Genomic DNA, 19,493 nt, shown 5'->3' with positions numbered 1-19,493 from the left:
TTTAAATGCATGACAGCTTATCAGTATGTGGCAAAATGTTATCTGTAAAACCCGCCCCTACGTCCCTGATCTTCCTCTCTACTACGGAAAGAGCGCAACTCGGTATCAATTCCACTCTCCTTGTAGCGTAAAAGCTGCCCAGTAGTAAGGAAGTTGCCATTGGGGATCTTGTAACATAGAAAGTTGAGCTTTTCTCAGTGCTTTGGCAACTGGAAGCTGCTCCTGAAATATACCTTGATAGAACCGAGTCATTAGTTCTGAGGTTGCCCGATCTTCAACGCTCCACAGACTCACAACTACCCGCTCCGCTCCCGCATACATGAAGCTGCTGGTTAAACCAACCAACCCTTCTCCCTTGACTTGTTTACCTAAGCCAGTACGACAACCGCTCAAAACAATCAGCTCGGCAGGTAACTGTAGATTGAACACCAGTCTAGGGGAAAGCAATCCCATTTGCAATTCACCCTCTCGATTAACTCCCGACAAAACCACACCAGACTTTTCAGGATTCTGACTATCTAGAATACCGTGGGTTTCAAAATGAACAATGTTATACTGCTGCAATTCTGGACTGGTAGCATTTTCCAGGTTGGCATCGAAATCAAACAGTTGTTGTCGCTCCGATTCGGGAACAAAAGCCAGAATCCGTTCTGCCGATTCACGGGTTCCTGGTAATCGCGGGTAGAGTTGAATAATACCAGGAAGGTTAGGATTTGAATGGGTTCCCGTTGACGCCGTTAGTGCTGAAGAAAATAGCTGAAATTGTGGAGCCATCTGATTAGAGTTTATCACCAATCGCTTGTCCTCCAGATCGAAAACGGGGTCAGCAAATACCGCTAATTCTCGAGGCGCAGGGTGACGAGTTCCTTGACGTTGGCGAATCAGAGCCAGAACTGATGCGGAGGGGAGATTGACAACTTCATGATTTACCAGCAAGGGTTGAGTTGAAGCCGCAATATTTTCAGGATCTACTGTCTGATCAGCCTGGGGAATTGGTAAAGCACTAAAGGGGATGTATTGGAGAATGCCATCGGCTGCAATTAACAAACGCTGTTGTTTCAGTTGCTCACGAGCGGGAGCGAGAATCATCTCACTGAGTTCTATCCCAGCTTGGGCGGTTTTATTCGGTCTAACTCGCAAGCTAGGTACAGTCAAGAAGTTATTGAAACGCCGTGCTACTTGCTCAATATTTTTGCTTTTAGGTAGCACATAACTCTTGATGCTGCTAGTATTTGATTGCTCATCTTTAGATACAACCCACAAGTAGCTACGTTCCTTACCCAGAAAATACTCTAGCAGTAACGTATCCTGATCAAGTAACTGTTGAATGTCTACAAGTTTCAGGGGCTGATTTAACGCCACAGGGTTTTTTTCAGCAGGCGTTTGAGCCTGAGTTTCATTGTTGATTGTTGCTACATTAAGAAAGGTTTGAAGACTGCGTCCGCGAGAGCGTTCACTGAGTTCCAGAGCTTCTCTATCGTATCCCCGCTCTGGATGCTTCTGATGTTGTTGCATCAACAAGTCAATGTAGAACTCATAATATGTGTGTTTATTCTCAAGGTAGGAAGCTAGGTTTAGATATGACCCATAGTCACTACTGTTGAGATCAAGGGGTTGAGGCTCAATATTTTCCGTGTAGCTTGTAGCTGGCGACTGAACAGGGTCAGAGGTTGTTAAATCTTCAACTGAAAATGAAGATTCAATTCCAAAACGTACACCAGTTTCAGTTTCTGTTGGCTTTGATTCGACAAGTTTAATGGTGGCTTCTATTTCATTCCGAGCTAGGATGAAATTTCCCCGACTGCGTTCAAGAGATGCAATATTATAACGAGTGTAAGCTTCTCCTGAACCATCCGACAATTCTTGCTGTATTTGCAATGCTTGATTATAGAAATCAAAAGCTTTGTCATACTGTTTTAGGTTAGAGAATGCATTCCCTAGCAGCGAAAGTGTTGCCGCTTCTCTACTGCGATTCTTGAGGTTTTGCCATAAGTTTAAAGCTTGCTGATGTAAGTGGATTGCTTCTTGGTGATTCCCTATATTTATAAGTAATTGACCAACGGAATTGAGTGTATTAGCTCGTAATCCCTCGTTATCTTCTGGGATTTGAGAAAGTGCTTTATTATACAAATCAAGTGCCTGTTGCTTATCATTCAGTTCTTCAGAGCCAGCCAGTCTACCAGCAAGAGAAATCAGATAAAGTGTTTCTCCTTGAGTTCCAAAATATGTCCAGAATGAACGTGATTGTCGAATCGATTCAACTTCATCCAAGTTTGGGTCAGATGAGGAAAACATGAAGAAGTTACGAGTAAAATTTTCTAAAGCATTTACTCCAATTTTTGATGCTAGTTTCAGTGCTTCTTCACCGTACTTTTGTGCTAATTGAGGTTCTCCTAAATTTGCGTAGGTTTCACCAAGTAAACCTGCTGCCAAACTCTCGAAAAATAGTAAACCAGCCCTGTCATTTTTAGAAAATTCTGGAGACTCTTGTCCTTCATAAGTCTGTCTAGCGGATTGCATTAGCGATAAAGAAGTATGAAACGCATATATTGCTTGCTGGTAATTGCCCGAACTTTCATACGTATTACCCAGACTCAAAAAAATCATACCTTTCACTAAATTTACGGCGAAAACACGTTCTTCTCTAGATATCACATAATCAAATATATCGTATGGGTAGCCCACTTTAATGGATTGCTTCTCAGCTTTCTGTAATAATCTAAGTGCCTGCTGATAGGTATCATGCGCTTGCTGATAATCTTTTAATTTTTGGTAAATATTACCAATACTATAAAGAAAAGCCAAGGCTTCGTATTCAGGAGGTATAGTCTTCAATTCTTGCAAGAGTGATAGCGACTTTCGGCAAGACTCGATGGCTAACTGATACTCCTTTCGAGAACCTGACATATTTCCTTGATTCTCGTATAAATCTCCCAGTTCTTCATGGGTGAGGCTCAGGTTGTAAAGAACTGCGACTTGCTCAACCAGATTTTCTATAGACTCGAAGATTTGCAAAGCTTCTTTATATTTAAGGATTGCCTCTGGATACTCTTCTACTGCATAGTGGACGTGGCCAAGATTAGAGAGCGCTTTGGCTTGTCTGTATTGTTCCTTAGTCGCTCGGTAGATTTGCAGCACTTCTTGGAACTTAGCTTGTGCCTTCTGATAGTCTTCCAAGTCGAAGTATATCCCACCAAGCCCTCTAGTTACATCAGATGCGAGCGCTTGTTGTCGCAAGGCGGGTGTTATTCCTAACTCTTCTAAAGATTTATCATCTGGTTTCTCAATAACATCTATCTCTACAGAGACTTGATTAGAGTCTTGTTCATAGTCCAATGAAACTCGAACATCCTGAAAAAAACCTAAACCAAATATTCTTTGCAGATCTTTGGTCAGGGTATCTTGCCTGAACACCTCTCCAGGCTTCGATTCCATTACCTGTAAAATTTTTGAAATAGGTATTTTACCAGAAATAGGTTGACCTTGCTCATCTCTAACTTCCCCCTTTTTGCCCAGAAAGCGAACCTGAATATCCTTAATTTTTCCTTCTGAAACCGTCAACAGAACTGTGCCATCTTCTGATATTTCTTCATTAATGCTCACCTGAAGCTGAGTATAACCATTGTCTTGATACCACTGACTAATTTCCTGAATACCTTCTCGCAATTGAACCCTGTTCAGGATAGTACCGTATTGCTGTTGGAAAATATTGTCAATCACTTGTTCAGGTAAAACCTGATTTCCTTGTACCTGTACCATCCTCAGTACCGGGTTCGGCTCTACTATAAAAGTTACTCGTACCCCTAACGGCGTATCCTCCGGCGCTACGTCAACAGACTTAAACCAGCCTGTGGCAAAAATAGCATTGACATCCTCTCGAAGTTTAGAGCGGGTTGTATTACGTCCTGGTAAGGTATGAATAATAGCTTGATAAGCTTCATTTTCCAGTGTTCCTTCTACCCCGCTGACTATGACCTCAAATATTAATACTTCGGGTTCTGATTCACTCGGTTTAGATGGAGTAGATGGTTGTTGTGGAGATGGGGTTGTAGAAGCTTGTGCCAGGGAGCTGGAGTTAGTCTGTTTTAGCTTAGAATATTCTGTGGTAGGCACTGGCACAGCTTTTAGTTTTTCAGTATCTGCTCCGCGAGCGACTGCTAGCGAATTTGACAGACACAGAACGATAACAGACAAGGCTAGGCTGTAGTAGGCAGAAACCGAGAGTAAACGTTCCAACAGAATGTTGTGTTTGATTGGATCAGCCATCGCTACACCTGTACTACGGTTACACCCCTACATTGGGCAGAATGTTGCAGGGATCAGTCGAAGCCCTAATCAAGTATTCTTCAATGAATACGATGCCACTAAAATGTCAGTTGGCTGATATTCTACCACTAGACATATCTGAAGGAATTATATATCGTACAGACCCACAAAATAGGAATTGATTAAAAGCTTAAGCCCTATGTAGGGGCAGGTTTTACCATTATCCTTTTTTACTCACCCAGATTCGACTAAACCCGCCCCGACTGAGTGCAATAATTAAAATCGATAACTTAACACTTTAATCATCGAACCATTCTGGGGCAAATCTGATGGCTTCAATGTCAACGTATCACTGTTCACCCGACTTACAGGCATTCCCTCCATCACCGTTAAAAACTCATCCACGGGTTCAATCCCATAGTCCCCCTGACAGGTTTCATCCGCTGCTTGGGTACGGAAATGAGTTGGGATGACCATCTTCGGATTCAACACCGCGATCGCGTCTTTCGCCTCCCTCGGATTATAGGCTTTAATACTGCCGCCCACAGGCACAAATGCCACATCCGGACGCCCCATGAGAATTTTCTGCTCAATTTCAATCGGTGCGGCTGCGCCACCTAAATGGAGAAGTTTAATCCCACTTTGCTCCCATTGCCATGCCACATTATTTCCCAATCGGCGTCCCCCGTAGCGATCATGAGGAATGCTAATTCCTTGGAATCGAATCCCCCCAATCTGATAAACTCCCGGTTGAAACAGGATACGCGGATTTCCTGGCAATCCCTCAGCCGCACCTTCATCCAACAACTGAGAACTAATTAAAACCAAATCCGACTCTACTTTTGGCGGACGATAACCTGCGGTACACCCGACTGTCCGAAACGGATTCACCAAAATCCGCATCCCTCCACCTGTAAACAAAAAGCAGGTATGTCCTAACCACTTAACTGTCAGTGTTCCACTCGCCGACTGCGCCTCAGCCGACTGAAATTGTGAAGCCAATGTCGTTCCCAAAGTGCCAAGCACCCCTGCACCCACGTAGCGCATCAACTGTCGCCGTTTCATCGTTAGTTAATCAATACTCCTCAAACTTAAGCTAGAACCATTGGGTTTTGAGTCGATGCTGGAAGAGAAACTAAGAAATTTTGCAATAACTGTTTACCGCAATCGGTCAAAACACTCTCTGGATGAAATTGGACGCCTTGAAGGTGGGGATAGTTCCGGTGTCTCACCCCCATAATTGTGCCATCTTCCACCCAAGCGGTAATTTCCAGCGCCTCTGGACAGGTGTCTCGCTCAATTACTAGACTGTGATATCGAGTGGCGATAAAGGGATTGGGTAAATTCTGGAAAACACCGACGCCAGTATGATAAATTTCCGAGGTTTTGCCATGCATCAACAGGGGGGCTGAGATAATGTTTCCGCCAAAGACTTGACCAATACTTTGATGACCCAGACAAACGCCTAAGATGGGTACAGTTGCACCAAGTTGGTCAATTAACTCACAAGAGATCCCGGCATCATCCGGACGTCCGGGTCCTGGGGAAATTACTATCCCATCGGGATTTAATTGGCGCAGTTGATCTAGGTCAATTTGGTCATTGCGGTATACCTGAATATCCGTGGCAATCGGAAATGTGAACCCAAGTTCCCCTAGATACTGCACCAAGTTATAGGTAAAACTGTCGTAGTTATCAATGACAACAATCAAAATTTACACTCCTGGGTATCTTACCCTAACCACGACAAACCATTACACTTTAATTTAGGTTAAAAAAATAGCTTAGCGCATCAGTAACAGGATACGAGTCACCAAGGGCGGTAAAAGTAGGGAACCAGCAACGAGTAGGGCTGCGATCGCGGAGATGAGAACTGCACCTGCCGCACAGTCTTTGGCAACTTTTGCCAGCTTATGATAGGACTGTTTAACCGTCAAGTCAACCACTGCCTCAACTGCTGTATTCAGCAATTCCAGGGTCATCACTAGCCCACTGGTCAAGCCAATTACCGCAATTTCTACAGGCGGCAATTCTAACAAAATCGCCAAAGTGATTGCCACTGTGCCAATCAGGGTATGAATGCGAAAGTTCCGTTGGGTGACAAAGGCATAGCGAACTCCCGCCCAAGCATATTTAAAACTAACCATTAGGGTTGGGGCAATACACCAAGCCAAGTCTCGTTTAAATCTTTGATTCGGGTCAGACTCTGGCTGATTTTGCAGTGACAAGTCATGCACTATCGACCGGGAACCGGGAACTAAGTATTGAGAATTGGGAGAGTGAGTATTGTTATAAACCATGGGGATTGAATTCCATTGCTAGTAATGAACTGACACCGAATCCAGTGTCATTATACGGGTAACGTCAAGTTGACAATCTGGAGCAAAGCCTGCTGCTGGTTTAGCATTCGTTGCAAGCTTTCCTCGTCCGGATGATCCCACCCTAAAAGATGTAGCAACCCATGGGTTGCTAACCAAGCCAGCTCTATACTCAAGGGATGACCCTGGTGTTGGGCTTGGCGATAAGCTGTTTCCACTGAAATGACTAAATCGCCCAGGTAGACTGATTCAGCCGCTTGCATATCTGGAGGTATCTGAGGCGAGTCTACCTCTAATGCGGCAAAGGAGAGTACATCAGTGGGTTGATTTTTGTGGCGGAACTGAGAATTAAGTGCCTGAATTTCTGCGTCATCAGTCAGGCGTAGTGTCAGTTCATGCGTCGGCGCTGGCGGATTATCGGGGTGCAGTGTTTCTAGCCATTGGCTGAACCAATGTTCCCAAGTGGAGGTGGAAATTGGGTTCGTCAGGGAATTAGCTTCCGGAGTCGCTGACTGGGAGGCTTCAAAGAAACAATCCTGCACTATTAGTTCGATATTCACTTGTGCCGCCTCTGGTGTGAGATGAGCTATGGGAACGTTAACGAGTCAGGTAAGCTAAACCAATCAGCACAGCTAACAAACCCACGCTGGTTAGAAAAAAGTGTTGTAGGGATTTGCCTCCTTTACGCACCATGTTACGCATGGCTAATTTCACGTAACTGGGTTTCGGTTCATTCAAAGCGGCGTTGGCTGGTGTTGGCTGTTCAGCAAACGGCGGCTTCGCTGTATCCGGGGGTGTTGAGGATTGACTCATCAGTAATGGTCAGTAATGGTGATTTGACGCTAAAAACTATTTTATCGCCTTTCTTTACAGAATGTAACAAATTGTCATTTGTCATTTGTCATTTGTCCTTCGTCAGGGAACAGGAAACAGGTAAGGTAGAGTTTTGAGTTAACTTCCTCATCTCCCCCATCTCCCCCTGCTCCCCTCTCTCCACCGATCAGGTCAATTGATTTTCCTGACGCAGGTAGGCTTCGATAAAGGGATCGAGCGTCCCATTCAGGACATCATCAACGCCTGTGGTTTCCACATTCGTCCGCAAGTCTTTCACCAACTGGTAAGGGTGGAAGACATAATTGCGAATTTGATTCCCCCAAGCGGCTTCAACCATATCGCCTCGGATTTCAGCAATTTCCTGAGCGCGTTGTTCTTGGGCAATCACCAATAGCTTGGCTTTCAGCAGGGCGAGGGCTTTTTCCTTGTTTTGTAGCTGCGATCGCTCCTGGGTACAGCGCACGGCAATGTCTGTGGGAATATGCTTAACCCGAACGGCGGTTTCCACTTTATTGACATTTTGACCGCCCTTACCCCCAGAACGAGAGGTGGTAATCTCTAAATCCGTTTCAGGTATATCTAGGTCTACATCCTCGTTCAGGATGGGCATAACCTCAACCCCAGCAAAACTGGTTTGCCGTTTTCCGTTGGCGTTATAGGGAGAAATTCGCACGAGTCGGTGAGTTCCTTTCTCTGCTTTCAAATAGCCATAGGCGCGGAGTCCCTGAATTTCTAGGGTGGCTGACTTAATCCCCGCTTCATCTCCTTCCGAGAATTCTGCCAACTGCACTTTATACCCTTGGTTTTCTGCCCAACGGGTATACATTCGCAGCAGCATTTCTGCCCAATCTTGAGCATCTGTTCCGCCCGCCCCCGCATTAATCGCCAGTACCGCGCCATTGGCGTCATAAGGACCCGATAGTAGCTGTTCTAATTCCCAACGGTCAAGTTCGCGATTCAGCTTGACTACATTGGTTTGGGCTTCTTGCAGCAATCCTTCATCGGTTTCCAATTCCAGCAATTCCAGAACCGCTTTTGCATCCTCTAGATTACTTTTCCACTGCTGGTACTGCTGCAAATTCAATTTCAGGTCATTCAGCTTTTGCAGGGTTCGCTGAGCGAAGGTTTGGTCATCCCAAAAATCCGGTTGAGCCGCTTGTTGCTCTAAGTCTTTAATTTTGGCAGTCAGTGCAGGTACGTCAAAGATAGTCCTGGGTTTTTCCCAGGCGAAGGGACAAGGTTTCGACTTCGCGTTTAATCTCTACAACTTCCATGTTTTTTTGTGCTGGTACTTTACTCCCTTTAATCAATTGTAATCAGAAAACTTAATTACATCAGACCAATGACAGGTATCCCACGCCTTAAAAGTCGTGGGATAAGGTGAGTCAATTAGTCGCGATTAAAGGCAATCAACAACCGCAAAATAAAGATAAACAGGTTGATGTAGGTCAAGTACATCGATAATGCGGCTGGCAGATACTGATCATTGCGATAGGTGCGGGGCAAGATATAGAAATCCACCACCGCCGCACCAACAAATAGTAAAACGCCAATGCCAGAGATGCCAATTTCTAGCCAGCTAGGGGTATAAACGCCAAAAAAGCTCAAGGCGAGCTGACCCACCAACACCACCAACAAGGCAATAATACCCAGTTGCACGGTTTGGGTTAACGCCATCCCATCTTGGTCTGAAAGATTCGAGCCAATTTGACGGGCAGCAACAAAAGTGACACCACAACCCAGAGCGGCGATTCCAATCCCTGGAATTCCTACGCCTGAAGTGCCAATGGCAACAAATACGATACCACTGAGGGTGTAGCCTGAGAGCAGGCTATAGGTCGCCAACAGAGGCAATGCTGCACTGTTATTGCCTTTCTCCGCCACACCACGAGCGACGAAGAATAGGACTAATTCAGCAATCAGGGCAACCCAGAAGGTTGTCATGAATAACCCGGGGTTGGTGGTAAGGACATTCAAACCACCATAAGTCCCGACAGCCGTTAAAACTAATCCACCACCGACGTAGGGCAGAGCATTGGCTATCACATTGGGTCCGACTAAGGCTTGACCCTTAGCATTACGCATGGCTTGGCGAAAGTTACTCGTGTTACTCATGAGAACTCCTTGTGTAACTTACGAAATAATTTAAGTTGATCGGGTAAGATGGCTCCCGTCGTAATCTTCGATTTGACGGTGAGATGAATCTCTAAGGAAAGCAGATTGACTTTCAATAATAGTATACTACACTTTATTCTAGGATGGCATTGCCAATATTTTTCAATGTAATTATATTGGTAGCAAGAGTAAAATTTAAATCAAAAAACAGCAAAGAATACAGCATTTATAAAGCTATCAAACATATTTTTAGCAATGATTTAACTAGGACTATGGACTGTAAGCTTAAGCGGTCACGCATTTAAATTGGGAATGGATAGAGAGCAAGATGCTCGCATTACAATTATTTTCATTTTTTTGACATTAAGTAAGGTTTTAATTCCGAACAGCTTACAATCATTTTTATATAACTGACGAGATACCTTAAAAATCATGGAAACCCAGCACCTATCCTTAAATACAGATAAGATGAGCGATTTCCAGCAGTGGAAACAAATTAACGGCGATGATTTTTCTCTCTGGGATTATCTGGCTGGAGTCTCTAATATTGAAGTTGCTTTAGCCTTCACCAAAGTCTTTTTACCTGACTTTGTTGAACATGAGGGAGGTATTTTTTTATCAGAAGCCTTTAATTTAGAAATTTACGAGCAGTGGAAAGCACAACTCGGAGATAATATTGCCTCGATTGAGCAGGTAATGAACCATCAGCATATTGATGATTTGCTTCCTGGTTCAGAATCTGCTGGAATTGATAACTTATTTTATTTGGGTCAAGTCATCCAACAAATGTGGGAAAATCATCTCAAGTCACTGTATCCAAAGTATAGTTTTGAAGTTTCTTGCACTAGAGATGAATGCACTGTGGTTGTCACTTTCCATCATAGTAATCTCCAAAGTAGTGACAAAAGGTATGAGGAGATATTATCTTTAGGAGGTCAAAGTGTAATCATCCCGAAGGTTAAAGATTCTCAACCCAAGTCCAAACCGAGAGACAGGACGTCCAGTTCTCCCCATTAATGCAACTTTGTCGTGTGGGTGTTTTGCTCACAGGGCAAACAACTACCCACACGACTCATCAACTCAAGGTTGAGACACTCCTTGGTTAGGCGTCACTTTCAATGTGGATAAACAAAAGTCCCATCAGCACAGCAGGCATCAGCCAACAAACGACGGGAATCAGAATCCAGGGTAAGAACGAAGCTGCATAAGAACCAGTCATGTCAAATTGTCCTATCTAAATTTACAAGAGTTCAAGACAAATATTACCCAATGAACGAACCCAATGGGGTTAGTTATTCACCAAGCCTCGGAAAATGGCGTCCACTGTCTCAAAATTTTCCAGGAGGAAGTAAGCCACGAAAGCGCCTCCCATACCTCCAACAAAGAATCCACCTGCAAATTCACTCCAGCCTTCAGACGTTTTGAGTAGTTCTGTATCCGGAGCGCTTTCGGCGGCGCTTTTGAGCGACACTAATCCCCAAGCTGCCATTCCGGCGGTTCCAAGCAGAACGATAACCAAAGCGGTGACTAAGCCGCCCAGATAACGCGCTTCTGGGTAATCCCGCAGTGCGCCAAACACAACCTCAGGACCCACTAAGAAGTAACCATGAGCCATACCAATTTCCAAGCCGCGTAGGAATGGGGATAGCCCTTTGCGGTAAGCTGGCAGGTTGCCAATGAACGCTCTGGTAAACGCCGAATCGCTGATCGGAGTCGATAAATGACCCACAAAAGGGTCTCCCCCGTAAGGTTTTACCATTTCCATATTTCTTGCATCTGCCATCTAGATATTGCCTCTCAATCTGAATGTTTACAAAAATACCTGACTTAACATTGTAAGCAGGGAAGGGTAATCCCATGACACAATATGGGAAGACCTTTAAAAAACTTCATCAAATTAGTTATAGCTTAAGGATATAACACCGCCGTGTCTCTAGGGAGTAATCGGCGCGAATCATCGTCTACGTCCAGCGACCAAAACCCCTGACTTCTCCAAGAAGTCAGGAATCTAAGTTGCACAACTATGGTTATCTGTCAAGACATGAGCTAGATGTCGGTCGTTCACTAGAGTGTAGTATTTTGAAAAAAACAGTCATCTCAAGAGTCAGTAAATGAGACAAATCTTCAATCAACTATACAAAAACCTGAAACGTCTAATACTACCGCTATTACTGGGCGTTTTAGTTAGCGGATTGGTGGCTACACCTGCCAACGCTATAAACGTCTACCAAATGCCCAATGTCAACGCGGGTGAACCAACATGGGTGATTGATCAAGCCGACGTACTCAGCCGCCTGAGTGAAGGCAAGTTGAGCAAAAGCTTGGAAGATTTAGCCCAGAAAACCGACCAGGAAGTCAGATTTGTGACGGTTCGCCGTTTAGACTACGGTGAAACCGTAGACAGCTTTGCTAAAGCCCTATTCAAAAAATGGTATCCGACACCGGAAGCCCAAGCGAATCAAACCTTGCTGCTGATCGATACCCTGACCAATAATACTGCCATTGTCACTGGGGAAGACGTCAAGTCAATTATGCCAGACGACATTGCCGAGAGTGTCGCCTCGGAAACAATGACAGTCCCCTTGCGGGAAGGTAACAAGTACAATAAGTCTTTTTTAGAGGCTAGCGATCGCTTAGTGGCTGTGCTATCGGGTCAACCTGATCCCGGTCCTCCAGTTGTAGAAGAAACGGTTCAGGTTGAAGGCACATTTACCAGCGCAGAAGAAACTGACACAAAAAACTCGACCATCTGGGTTGTTGTACTATTGGTTGTCGCGACAGTGGTACCAATGGCAACCTATTTCTTTTATCAGGGCTTCTCTGGTTAAGTTCGTCATTTGTCATTTGTTACTGTTCCCTGTGACACACCGAGCGTGTTACTGAGCGTGTTACTGAGCGTGTTACTGAGCGAAGTCGAAGTAAGTCGAAGTAAGTCGAGGTAAGCGATGCCCTGAGCCTGTCGAAGGGTCGAGGTGTTCCCTGTTCTCTAAGAGATGATCAGAAGCTTTTACTGTAAAGCACTAATCCTGAACATACTCCTGTCCAGAAATTAAAGCAAACTCAGCCCGCATAAACTCCCGTCCTAAATAAGCCGCATGATCCAACATTGTGACTGGACAGGGCTGAGTTTGCTCAAAAATAACCACACAAAGTTCCTTGGCGGTTCTACCTGTAAACAAGGTCGTATGAGTCCGTTCAACCTTACCTCGTGCGGGAATCGGTTTCCCGGTTTCTGGGTCAACGGCTAAACCGCGATCATCAATCACATTGGTGAAATGTTTGGCACAAATTAACCGTGCATCCCGGTCGAGGTAGATAATAAAATATCCACCGGGATCAAGTTCAATTTCCCGTTTAGACAGTTTGTCATTAATTGTACGCAGGTCTTCTACTGTTTGGTTCATCTTGTCTTGGCTCAATGCGTCCCTTCTTGAATAGTATCGTGTTTAGACCGTTTAAAGCAGGCAGAGGGCAGGAAGCAGAAGCATCTTATGGCAATTAAAAAATTAAGACCCCTGCCAATTGCGCTGAGGTTCGGTTAAAAACTGGGATACTTTCATCATTCATCATCCCGTGACAATTAATCCTGAACCAAAAATTGAATGTCTCGTTTGCTAAACGGTAAATCATTATTGATCGCGTCGATTTCTTCCTGTTCCATTTCATTCACTTCACCGATATAGTGGCGCAAAATTTGCATCAGGCGTTGATTATAAAATCGGTGCAGACTGTGATTCGGTGTCGCGGGAAATCCTCGCCGCCGCTTATGGCGTCCTCCAGCACCTGGATCAAACATCTTAACCCCATTCGCGATCGCCCATTCTATCGGGGTGTAATAGCACGCATCGAAATGCAGGCAATCATATTCCTCAAAACAGCCCCAATAGCGCCCATACAACTGATCACCCTTATTAATACAAAACGACATCCCCACGGGATGTCGGTCATCATCGTCTCGATAAGCCGCCACCAATACCACACGATGACGATAGTCGGGATACAACTGTTCAAAAAACTGGCGCGTCAGATACTTACTGCCCCAAAAAAACTTATCGCAGGTGCTGCTATAGAAGTTATAAATCAGGGGAAATAAGGATTTGGGAATATCATCCCCGACTAAAGGAACCAAACGCAGTCCGGCTTTAGTCACCGCTTTACGTTCCCGCTTAATATTACGCCGCTGATTGGCGTTAAAGATACTCAGATAATCATCGAAGCTACTAAACCCTTTATTCTGCCAAATATAACTGTGATGCAACCAGCTTGTAAAACCATGGCGTTCCATCACCTGTCGCCATTCAGGGTCAACAAAGAGAAAATGACAGCCACTAATCCGGTTATTCCCGCAAAAGTGATCAATGGCACTCACCATAATCTCAGTGAGTTCATCTTCATCTTCTCCAGGTGCAATTAAAAATCGGTAACCGCCTGCTGGAGTAAACGGCGTCATCCCTAACAGTTTGGGATAGTAGCGAACGCCTAAACGATGAGACAGATCTGCCCATTGGTGGTCAAAGACAAATTCTCCATAGCTATGACCTTTAATATAGAAGGGCGCAGCCGCAATAAGCTCTCGGTTTCGCCATATAGTTAGGTGATGGGGCAACCATCCGGTTTTAGACGTCGCACTTCCCGATGTTTCTAAATTATTCAACCAGTCCCATTCTAGAAACGGCGTTTTCAGGGGTTGGGCAAGGGCATCCCAAGCGGCTTGGGGAATATCAGCCATCCGGTTAACCCAGTTAACGGAATAGTCAGTCTGCGGTTGGTGAACCATTGGGAAAATCTATAATTAGGTCTAGATCGGCATGGATTAAAATGAACGGTGAGGATCGTTATTTGTCATTAGTCTTTTGTCATTGGTAAGGGCTTGAGGGGTTATTTACATAAGTTAACATAGCCGAGTTTATTTTGACCGATTAATGTGAGATGAATTGTCAAAATTAAGTTGTAGAGACGTTGCATGCAACGTCTCTACAACTCCCCCATCTCCTCATTCCCTGGACAACCGATAGTGTAGAAATAACTCTTGGTCAACCCTCTCAACTGCCAAAAGTTCTAAACGTTTCGCCAATTGCTCAGAAAAGCCAGTTCCCTCAACAGGCGTTGGGGCGGCTGCACCCCCTAAAATCAGGGGACAAACTGTGAACCAGAGTTCATCGATTAAATCAGCCGCCAGTAGAGATGCCACTAAGTTACCCCCCCCTAAGACAGCAAGCCGTTGGATGCCCAATTGGTTGAGCTGTTGATAAGCGTCATGCCAATTTATCCCATCGCTAGAGGCATTCACCACCAAAATCCGCTCAAAATAATCCGACTTGTCCCGCCAGGGTTCAGCACCCGCCTCTGTCGTCAACAGCCAACGGGGTACGTTTTGGTGAAAAAAGCGTAATTGTGGATCGAATTGAGCTAGACGGGAGCAAACAATCTGCACTGGTTGGATGGGTAAGCCCCGTTGTTTACGCTGCTGCTGTAACTGGGAATTTGAGACACTGCGAGTGGTACCATAAGCCCGGAGAGTTCCTGCACCGAACAAAACCCCATCCGCCAGTGCCACTTGGCTTTCCAGATGAGCTTGATCCGCAGACGATGAAAATCGGGCAGGCGATCGCGTCACGTCCGCAATCTTGCCATCGGCACTCATAGCCAGAACGACTGTAGTATGGGGTCGATTGATAGCAGACGTTTCCGGCATAGTTGTCTGGGGCAAGAAAAATAATGGTAACTATCGCAAAAGGCTCCAAGGTTAGGAGATTTTTTACTATTCCCTGTTCCCTATCCTCACCACCATACTTATTCAGCAACCCCTAAAGAGCTTGTGAATCGTTCTAGGATAGAGATAAGGGGTTTTCAGGAAGACTCCGTGACTCGTAAACTGTATTAACGATTACTCTTTCTACCACCTTTTCTTCTGTAATCACACCAGCGTATCTTATGGCTAAGCCAGGTCAATCCTCCTTTCGTCGTGTTTTGCTGTCACGCCTGTTGTTACTCAGCGTGCCAGTGTTGCTTCTGGGAGTTTATGTGACCTACAGAAAAGCACGCTCAACGCTTCTAGACACAGCGCGTCAAAATTTAACCGAAAGTGCTGTGAGAAAAGGGGAAAGCATTCAAGAGGCGATCTCAGCGTTACAAGCTAACCTGCTGACCGCTAGCCAAGCCATAGTCTTTCAATCTCAGTCATCGACAGGCTATCAACAATTTATCAACCAACTGGCTCAACAACTCCCCACCCCGGTCAATTGCGTGCAGTTGAGTGATATTCAGACTCAAGATATCGTGAGCAGTACCTGTAATCAATCCTTACTCGTCAACCAGCAAGTGATCTCAAAATGGTCTAGTCAGGAAGGTGAGGTTTCTATAGATCCGTCTCAAATAGAGGTCACAGTCCTACCTCCGCTAGCACCCTCAACCCCTGCTACAAACGAAGCCGAAGCCATCTCAGGCAAAACTCAACTCCCGATTCTGTTGAGTGCGCCCGTTTATAACGCTGAGGGTCAACTCCAATATGCTTTGAGCTTATGCTCAACCTTACTCCAATCCAAATCTATTAAGCCGGGTTCCCTATCTGGTGAAGCCGTGGTGATTACCCAAGCGGGTAAAATTCTGGTGCATCCCATCGCCCAGCAAGTGGGACGCAATATCAACCAAGAACTCGATTCTTCAAGACTTGAGAGTCTGGTCGAAGACGCGATCGCAGGTCGTGAGTCCTTTATCCATCTTGCCGTGGATGGTCAGGAATATGTCGCTGGCTATACAGCGATTGAAAGTCCGATTAGCGACCAATCTGACCAGCAATGGATTATTCTTGCTGTTACCCCCTTAGAGAGTGCGCTGATCGGTCTTCAGGATATCCGCCAAGTTCTGTTTATCCTCACCTGTGGCTTAATTGCTGCCAGTATTTTAGCCACAATTTACATTTCCCGTGACCTCGCCCGTCCCTTAGAAAAACTCAGAGATTGCGCCCTGCATGAATCCCAGCTTCACTCGAATTATCGCATTCCTCATACCTTCAAAATTCGAGAAATTAACCAATTAGCCGAAGCCCTGGATGGCATGTTTGAGCGCCTCAAACATTGGGCGGAAGAACTCGAAGCCGCTTGGAAAGAAGCCCAAGCCGCCAACCAGCTTAAGAATGAGTTTCTCGCTACAACATCTCACGAACTGAGAACTCCCCTGAATGGTATTATTGGTTGCCTGCGACTGGTCAAAGATGGTTTCTGTGATGACCGCGAGGAAGAACTTGACTTTTTACAACGAGCCGATGAAGCGGCTATTCATTTGTTGAACATTATTAATGATGTTTTAGACCTGGCAAAACTTGAATCAGGGAAACTTTCCGTGGAAGTTGAACTGATCGATCTGCGTCAAATGATTGATGAAGTGATTCACTTACAGGCAGTCTCTATTCAATCGAAAGGACTCGAATTCAACACAAAAAACTTACATGAAAAACTTCCCGTTATTGCCGATCCCGCTAAACTGAAGCAAGTCTTAATTAATGTAATTGGTAACTCGGCAAAATTTACTGATTCGGGCAGCATTACAGTCAGTACACAGATTGACACAGCCAGCGATCAGACCGAACCCGTGGTGAGTGCTGATGATTCTACATCTGTTGCTAGTGTCTCCACGATTCCCAGTAATAGACAAATTACTGAAAGTCATGAAACTAGAGAGTCGTTTCCTGCACAAGTTGTGGTAACGGTTAAAGATACGGGAATTGGCATCAATCCCGTGCAACAGGCTAAACTATTTCGTCCCTTTGTCATGGTAGATGGGTCAACCACGCGCAAGTATGGTGGTACAGGTCTCGGTCTGGCTATTTCCCGCAACTTGATCGAATTGATGGGGGGGACAATTACCCTTTTTAGTGCTGGAGAAGGTCAGGGAACGACGGTGAACATTAGCTTACCGCTTGTCGAAACAAAGGGACAGGATACGGATGAGCAACTTGACAGTGATTCACCCTCACAACTATCAACAGAGTTGCCTAAACATCAGGATTCAATTGGCGAGATTAACGGCAAATTAATAACGGATTAATAGTTTACTATAGTCATATTTAAAAGAAACATTTTCAATGATTGCTCAACTCAAAAATCAACGAATAACTCCGCAAGAGTATCTGGAATGGGAAGAACAACAAACCATTAAGTACGAATATATTAATGGCAAGGTTTTGGCGATGACAGGGGGAACCCTTTCCCATAACTCTATTGCCGTAAATCTGACATCTGCACTCAAAAATCACCTGAGGGGTAAAGGCTGTAAAGTCTTTATGGCAGATGCCAAAGTAGGAGTTTCACGTCAGGGACCATTTCACTATCCAGATGTGATGGTTAGTTGCGATCCGCGAGACCAAAGATCGCGTAAAATTATCTATCATCCCTGTTTGCTTGTCGAAGTCCTGTCGCCGGGGACAGAAGCCTTTGACCGGGGCAAAAAATTTAGGCATTACCGTCGGATTGATAGTTTGAAAGAATATGTTCTGATTGAGCCAGACAAAATGAACGTGGAATGCTACCGACTCAATGAGATGGGAAAATGGGAATTGACAGCTTATTCTCTTGAAGAAACAACGACTAGCGGGACAGAATTAGATGTGTATTTAACTAGCGTTGATTTCCGATGCCCTATTTCTTTGCTGTATGAAGATGTTGTTTTTCCTGAAGATAATCCAGAAGACACTCTTATTGACAGAGAAAATTGAGGTCGAAAGTTTTTCCCGACACCCCACATCCTACCCAATTTTTTAAGTTATCTATCATTCCGCTAACTGAGGAACCTTAATCGGTGTTCCTCCTTGTTGGAGAGACTGGGATAGACAACTGAGAATGTTAACCAGTTGAGCCGCTACCCAGCCGGAAGATACTGATACAGGTTGATTATCGCGGATGCTCTGCAAAAAGCGATCGCACACTTGCGCCAACGGTTCGCGACGCTCGATTTCGATGACTTCCCGCCGTAAACCCGCAGGCGTAAACACGTCTCCACTTTGCTCAAAATACCCATGCTGAAGCGTTAAGGGCGCATCATTTTCCATCTCATCAAAAATTAATGTTCCTTGACTCCCCACTACCCCCAGACGCCGTTGTTTATCGGGGTTGAGCCAACATAAGTGAATATATGCCTGAAAACCCGTTGGGTATGTCAAAATAACGTAAACAAAATCGGCTAAATCATGTTTCTCAAGAAGGGCGGGTTTAGTTACATTAGCGGTTTCTTGTGAAACGTTATTGGTTAAACCCGCCCCTACAGATCCCTCTTGCCGTTGTAACCACACCCGTCCCGTGGCTTGAACTTGCACAGGTTGCTCACCTAACCAGGTATTGAAGATCGCGATATCATGAATCGCTAAATCCCACAGCGCGTCTACATCCTGACGCACGGGTCCTAGATTAGTCCGAGCCGCGTAGCCATAGCGCAATTCTCCTAAGCATCCAGATTGCACCACCGCTTTACCCTGCTCAACAGCCGGATGAAATAAATAGGTGTGATCTACCATCAACTGGCGCTGCTGTTGACGGGCTAAATCAGACAACTGTTGGCATTCAGCCGCATCGAGTGTCAACGGCTTTTCGGCTAGCACATGGAACCCTTGCTGTAGGGCGTCTTGAATCAGGGAATAATGAGTCACCGCCGGAGTCGCGATTACAACCGCATCGCACTCTATCTGGGAACGTATCGATTGCCAATTGTCTGCTAGAACCACATTGTCATTCAGGTTCAATCGTTCTTTAAGCTGAGTTAAGCGTTCCCTAGAGGAATCAACTACCGCTACCAGTTGGGCATCTGGATGTGACGCGAAATTCCGCACCAAATGCGTACCCCAGCGTCCGGCTCCCAATACGGCAATTTTAGTCTTCATGAAATTTTGAATCTGTAGGGGCGGGTTTCACTATTATCGTTGTTTATCACCCTGATGTCACTATGACGTAGCTTGCTTATTTTTGGGAG

Annotated in this window: 18 protein-coding genes; 4 read left to right on the top strand and 14 right to left on the bottom strand. The window is 45.1% G+C overall.

Annotated features, from left to right (window positions below; all coding sequences use genetic code 11):
* Nucleotides 1-105 precede the first annotated feature (105 nt).
* From RH949_RS02985 to RH949_RS02950, 8 genes are all read right to left on the bottom strand, one after another.
* A complete protein-coding gene (locus tag RH949_RS02985; protein ID WP_446351873.1) occupies nucleotides 106-4,266 on the bottom strand; it encodes a CHAT domain-containing protein in 4,161 nt (1,386 codons plus the stop codon).
* Between the two features lie 276 nt (nucleotides 4,267-4,542).
* Nucleotides 4,543-5,331, bottom strand: coding sequence for an MBL fold metallo-hydrolase (locus RH949_RS02980; RefSeq protein ID WP_446351872.1), 789 nt, complete (start codon nucleotides 5,329-5,331; stop codon nucleotides 4,543-4,545).
* Nucleotides 5,332-5,357: 26 nt separating this feature from the next.
* Nucleotides 5,358-5,978: an anthranilate synthase component II gene (locus RH949_RS02975; RefSeq protein WP_446351871.1), complete on the bottom strand. Its 621-nt coding sequence runs from the start codon at nucleotides 5,976-5,978 to the stop codon at nucleotides 5,358-5,360.
* Between the two features lie 72 nt (nucleotides 5,979-6,050).
* A complete protein-coding gene (locus tag RH949_RS02970; RefSeq protein WP_006100175.1) occupies nucleotides 6,051-6,566 on the bottom strand; it encodes a diacylglycerol kinase family protein in 516 nt (171 codons plus the stop codon).
* Between the two features lie 50 nt (nucleotides 6,567-6,616).
* Complete coding sequence (gene ybeY / locus RH949_RS02965; protein ID WP_044206205.1) at nucleotides 6,617-7,144, bottom strand: rRNA maturation RNase YbeY; 528 nt, start codon at nucleotides 7,142-7,144, stop codon at nucleotides 6,617-6,619.
* 37 nt (nucleotides 7,145-7,181) lie between these two features.
* On the bottom strand, nucleotides 7,182-7,397 hold the full coding sequence (locus RH949_RS02960) for a DUF3285 domain-containing protein (protein WP_006100290.1): 216 nt from the start codon (nucleotides 7,395-7,397) through the stop codon (nucleotides 7,182-7,184).
* Between the two features lie 187 nt (nucleotides 7,398-7,584).
* A protein-coding gene (prfB, locus tag RH949_RS02955; RefSeq protein ID WP_157453108.1) for a peptide chain release factor 2 occupies nucleotides 7,585-8,692 on the bottom strand; the annotation gives its coding sequence in 2 pieces (ribosomal slippage) (nucleotides 7,585-8,619 and nucleotides 8,621-8,692; 1,107 coding nt in all).
* 115 nt (nucleotides 8,693-8,807) lie between these two features.
* Entirely contained in the window at nucleotides 8,808-9,533 is a 726-nt protein-coding gene (locus RH949_RS02950; protein ID WP_006100236.1) for a Bax inhibitor-1/YccA family protein, read from the bottom strand.
* 432 nt (nucleotides 9,534-9,965) lie between these two features.
* Between RH949_RS02950 and RH949_RS02945 the strand changes: the two genes are divergently transcribed.
* Nucleotides 9,966-10,550, top strand: coding sequence for a hypothetical protein (locus tag RH949_RS02945; RefSeq protein ID WP_006100074.1), 585 nt, complete (start codon nucleotides 9,966-9,968; stop codon nucleotides 10,548-10,550).
* Nucleotides 10,551-10,635: 85 nt separating this feature from the next.
* On the opposite strand, the gene RH949_RS02940 is transcribed toward RH949_RS02945, so the two are convergent.
* Complete coding sequence (locus RH949_RS02940; RefSeq protein ID WP_006100027.1) at nucleotides 10,636-10,752, bottom strand: photosystem I reaction center subunit VIII; 117 nt, start codon at nucleotides 10,750-10,752, stop codon at nucleotides 10,636-10,638.
* A 69-nt stretch (nucleotides 10,753-10,821) separates the two neighbouring features.
* A complete protein-coding gene (locus tag RH949_RS02935) occupies nucleotides 10,822-11,316 on the bottom strand; it encodes a photosystem I reaction center protein subunit XI (protein WP_006100107.1) in 495 nt (164 codons plus the stop codon).
* A 328-nt stretch (nucleotides 11,317-11,644) separates the two neighbouring features.
* Here RH949_RS02935 and psb32 point away from each other — a divergent pair, with 328 nt between their 5' ends.
* Nucleotides 11,645-12,361 carry a photosystem II repair protein Psb32 gene (psb32, locus tag RH949_RS02930; RefSeq protein WP_446351870.1) on the top strand — a complete coding sequence of 239 codons (717 nt, stop codon included), beginning with the start codon at nucleotides 11,645-11,647 and terminating at the stop codon, nucleotides 12,359-12,361.
* A gap of 192 nt (nucleotides 12,362-12,553) precedes the next feature.
* On the opposite strand, the gene RH949_RS02925 is transcribed toward psb32, so the two are convergent.
* The 3 genes from RH949_RS02925 to RH949_RS02915 all read right to left on the bottom strand — a co-directional run bounded on the left by RH949_RS02925 (nucleotide 12,554) and on the right by RH949_RS02915 (nucleotide 15,228).
* On the bottom strand, nucleotides 12,554-12,937 hold the full coding sequence (locus tag RH949_RS02925) for a DUF4346 domain-containing protein (RefSeq protein WP_006100147.1): 384 nt from the start codon (nucleotides 12,935-12,937) through the stop codon (nucleotides 12,554-12,556).
* A 176-nt stretch (nucleotides 12,938-13,113) separates the two neighbouring features.
* Entirely contained in the window at nucleotides 13,114-14,310 is a 1,197-nt protein-coding gene (locus RH949_RS02920; protein WP_446351869.1) for a GNAT family N-acetyltransferase, read from the bottom strand.
* A 216-nt stretch (nucleotides 14,311-14,526) separates the two neighbouring features.
* Entirely contained in the window at nucleotides 14,527-15,228 is a 702-nt protein-coding gene (locus RH949_RS02915; protein ID WP_446351868.1) for a RibD family protein, read from the bottom strand.
* A gap of 239 nt (nucleotides 15,229-15,467) precedes the next feature.
* Between RH949_RS02915 and RH949_RS02910 the strand changes: the two genes are divergently transcribed.
* Both RH949_RS02910 and RH949_RS02905 read left to right on the top strand, forming a co-directional pair.
* Complete coding sequence (locus RH949_RS02910) at nucleotides 15,468-17,579, top strand: ATP-binding protein (RefSeq protein WP_446351867.1); 2,112 nt, start codon at nucleotides 15,468-15,470, stop codon at nucleotides 17,577-17,579.
* Between the two features lie 37 nt (nucleotides 17,580-17,616).
* On the top strand, nucleotides 17,617-18,246 hold the full coding sequence (locus RH949_RS02905; protein WP_446351866.1) for a Uma2 family endonuclease: 630 nt from the start codon (nucleotides 17,617-17,619) through the stop codon (nucleotides 18,244-18,246).
* A 54-nt stretch (nucleotides 18,247-18,300) separates the two neighbouring features.
* Here the strand turns inward: RH949_RS02905 and RH949_RS02900 are convergent, their stop codons facing one another.
* Entirely contained in the window at nucleotides 18,301-19,404 is a 1,104-nt protein-coding gene (locus RH949_RS02900) for a Gfo/Idh/MocA family protein (protein WP_446351865.1), read from the bottom strand.
* Nucleotides 19,405-19,493 lie beyond the last annotated feature (89 nt).

The sequence above is a fragment of the Coleofasciculus sp. A1-SPW-01 genome, from assembly GCF_040217205.1.
In the GTDB taxonomy this organism is placed as follows: Bacteria; Cyanobacteriota; Cyanobacteriia; order Cyanobacteriales; family Coleofasciculaceae; genus Coleofasciculus; species Coleofasciculus chthonoplastes_A.
The sequence above is the reverse complement of the archived record's forward strand: the minus strand, read 5'-3'. Positions and strand labels throughout refer to the sequence as shown.

Bases quoted from the DNA above. Each gene is read 5' to 3' on its own strand.
- RH949_RS02985 (WP_446351873.1), bottom strand. From the start codon at position 4,266: ATGGCTGATCCAATCAAACACAACATTCTGTTGGAACGTTTACTCTCG.
- RH949_RS02980 (WP_446351872.1), bottom strand. From the start codon at position 5,331: ATGAAACGGCGACAGTTGATGCGCTACGTGGGTGCAGGGGTGCTTGGC.
- RH949_RS02970 (WP_006100175.1), bottom strand. From the start codon at position 6,566: ATGGTTTATAACAATACTCACTCTCCCAATTCTCAATACTTAGTTCCC.
- RH949_RS02960 (WP_006100290.1), bottom strand. From the start codon at position 7,397: ATGAGTCAATCCTCAACACCCCCGGATACAGCGAAGCCGCCGTTTGCT.
- RH949_RS02950 (WP_006100236.1), bottom strand. From the start codon at position 9,533: ATGAGTAACACGAGTAACTTTCGCCAAGCCATGCGTAATGCTAAGGGT.
- RH949_RS02945 (WP_006100074.1), top strand. From the start codon at position 9,966: ATGGAAACCCAGCACCTATCCTTAAATACAGATAAGATGAGCGATTTC.
- RH949_RS02940 (WP_006100027.1), bottom strand. From the start codon at position 10,752: ATGACTGGTTCTTATGCAGCTTCGTTCTTACCCTGGATTCTGATTCCC.
- RH949_RS02935 (WP_006100107.1), bottom strand. From the start codon at position 11,316: ATGGCAGATGCAAGAAATATGGAAATGGTAAAACCTTACGGGGGAGAC.
- psb32 (WP_446351870.1), top strand. From the start codon at position 11,645: ATGAGACAAATCTTCAATCAACTATACAAAAACCTGAAACGTCTAATA.
- RH949_RS02925 (WP_006100147.1), bottom strand. From the start codon at position 12,937: ATGAACCAAACAGTAGAAGACCTGCGTACAATTAATGACAAACTGTCT.
- RH949_RS02920 (WP_446351869.1), bottom strand. From the start codon at position 14,310: ATGGTTCACCAACCGCAGACTGACTATTCCGTTAACTGGGTTAACCGG.
- RH949_RS02915 (WP_446351868.1), bottom strand. From the start codon at position 15,228: ATGCCGGAAACGTCTGCTATCAATCGACCCCATACTACAGTCGTTCTG.
- RH949_RS02910 (WP_446351867.1), top strand. From the start codon at position 15,468: ATGGCTAAGCCAGGTCAATCCTCCTTTCGTCGTGTTTTGCTGTCACGC.
- RH949_RS02905 (WP_446351866.1), top strand. From the start codon at position 17,617: ATGATTGCTCAACTCAAAAATCAACGAATAACTCCGCAAGAGTATCTG.
- RH949_RS02900 (WP_446351865.1), bottom strand. From the start codon at position 19,404: ATGAAGACTAAAATTGCCGTATTGGGAGCCGGACGCTGGGGTACGCAT.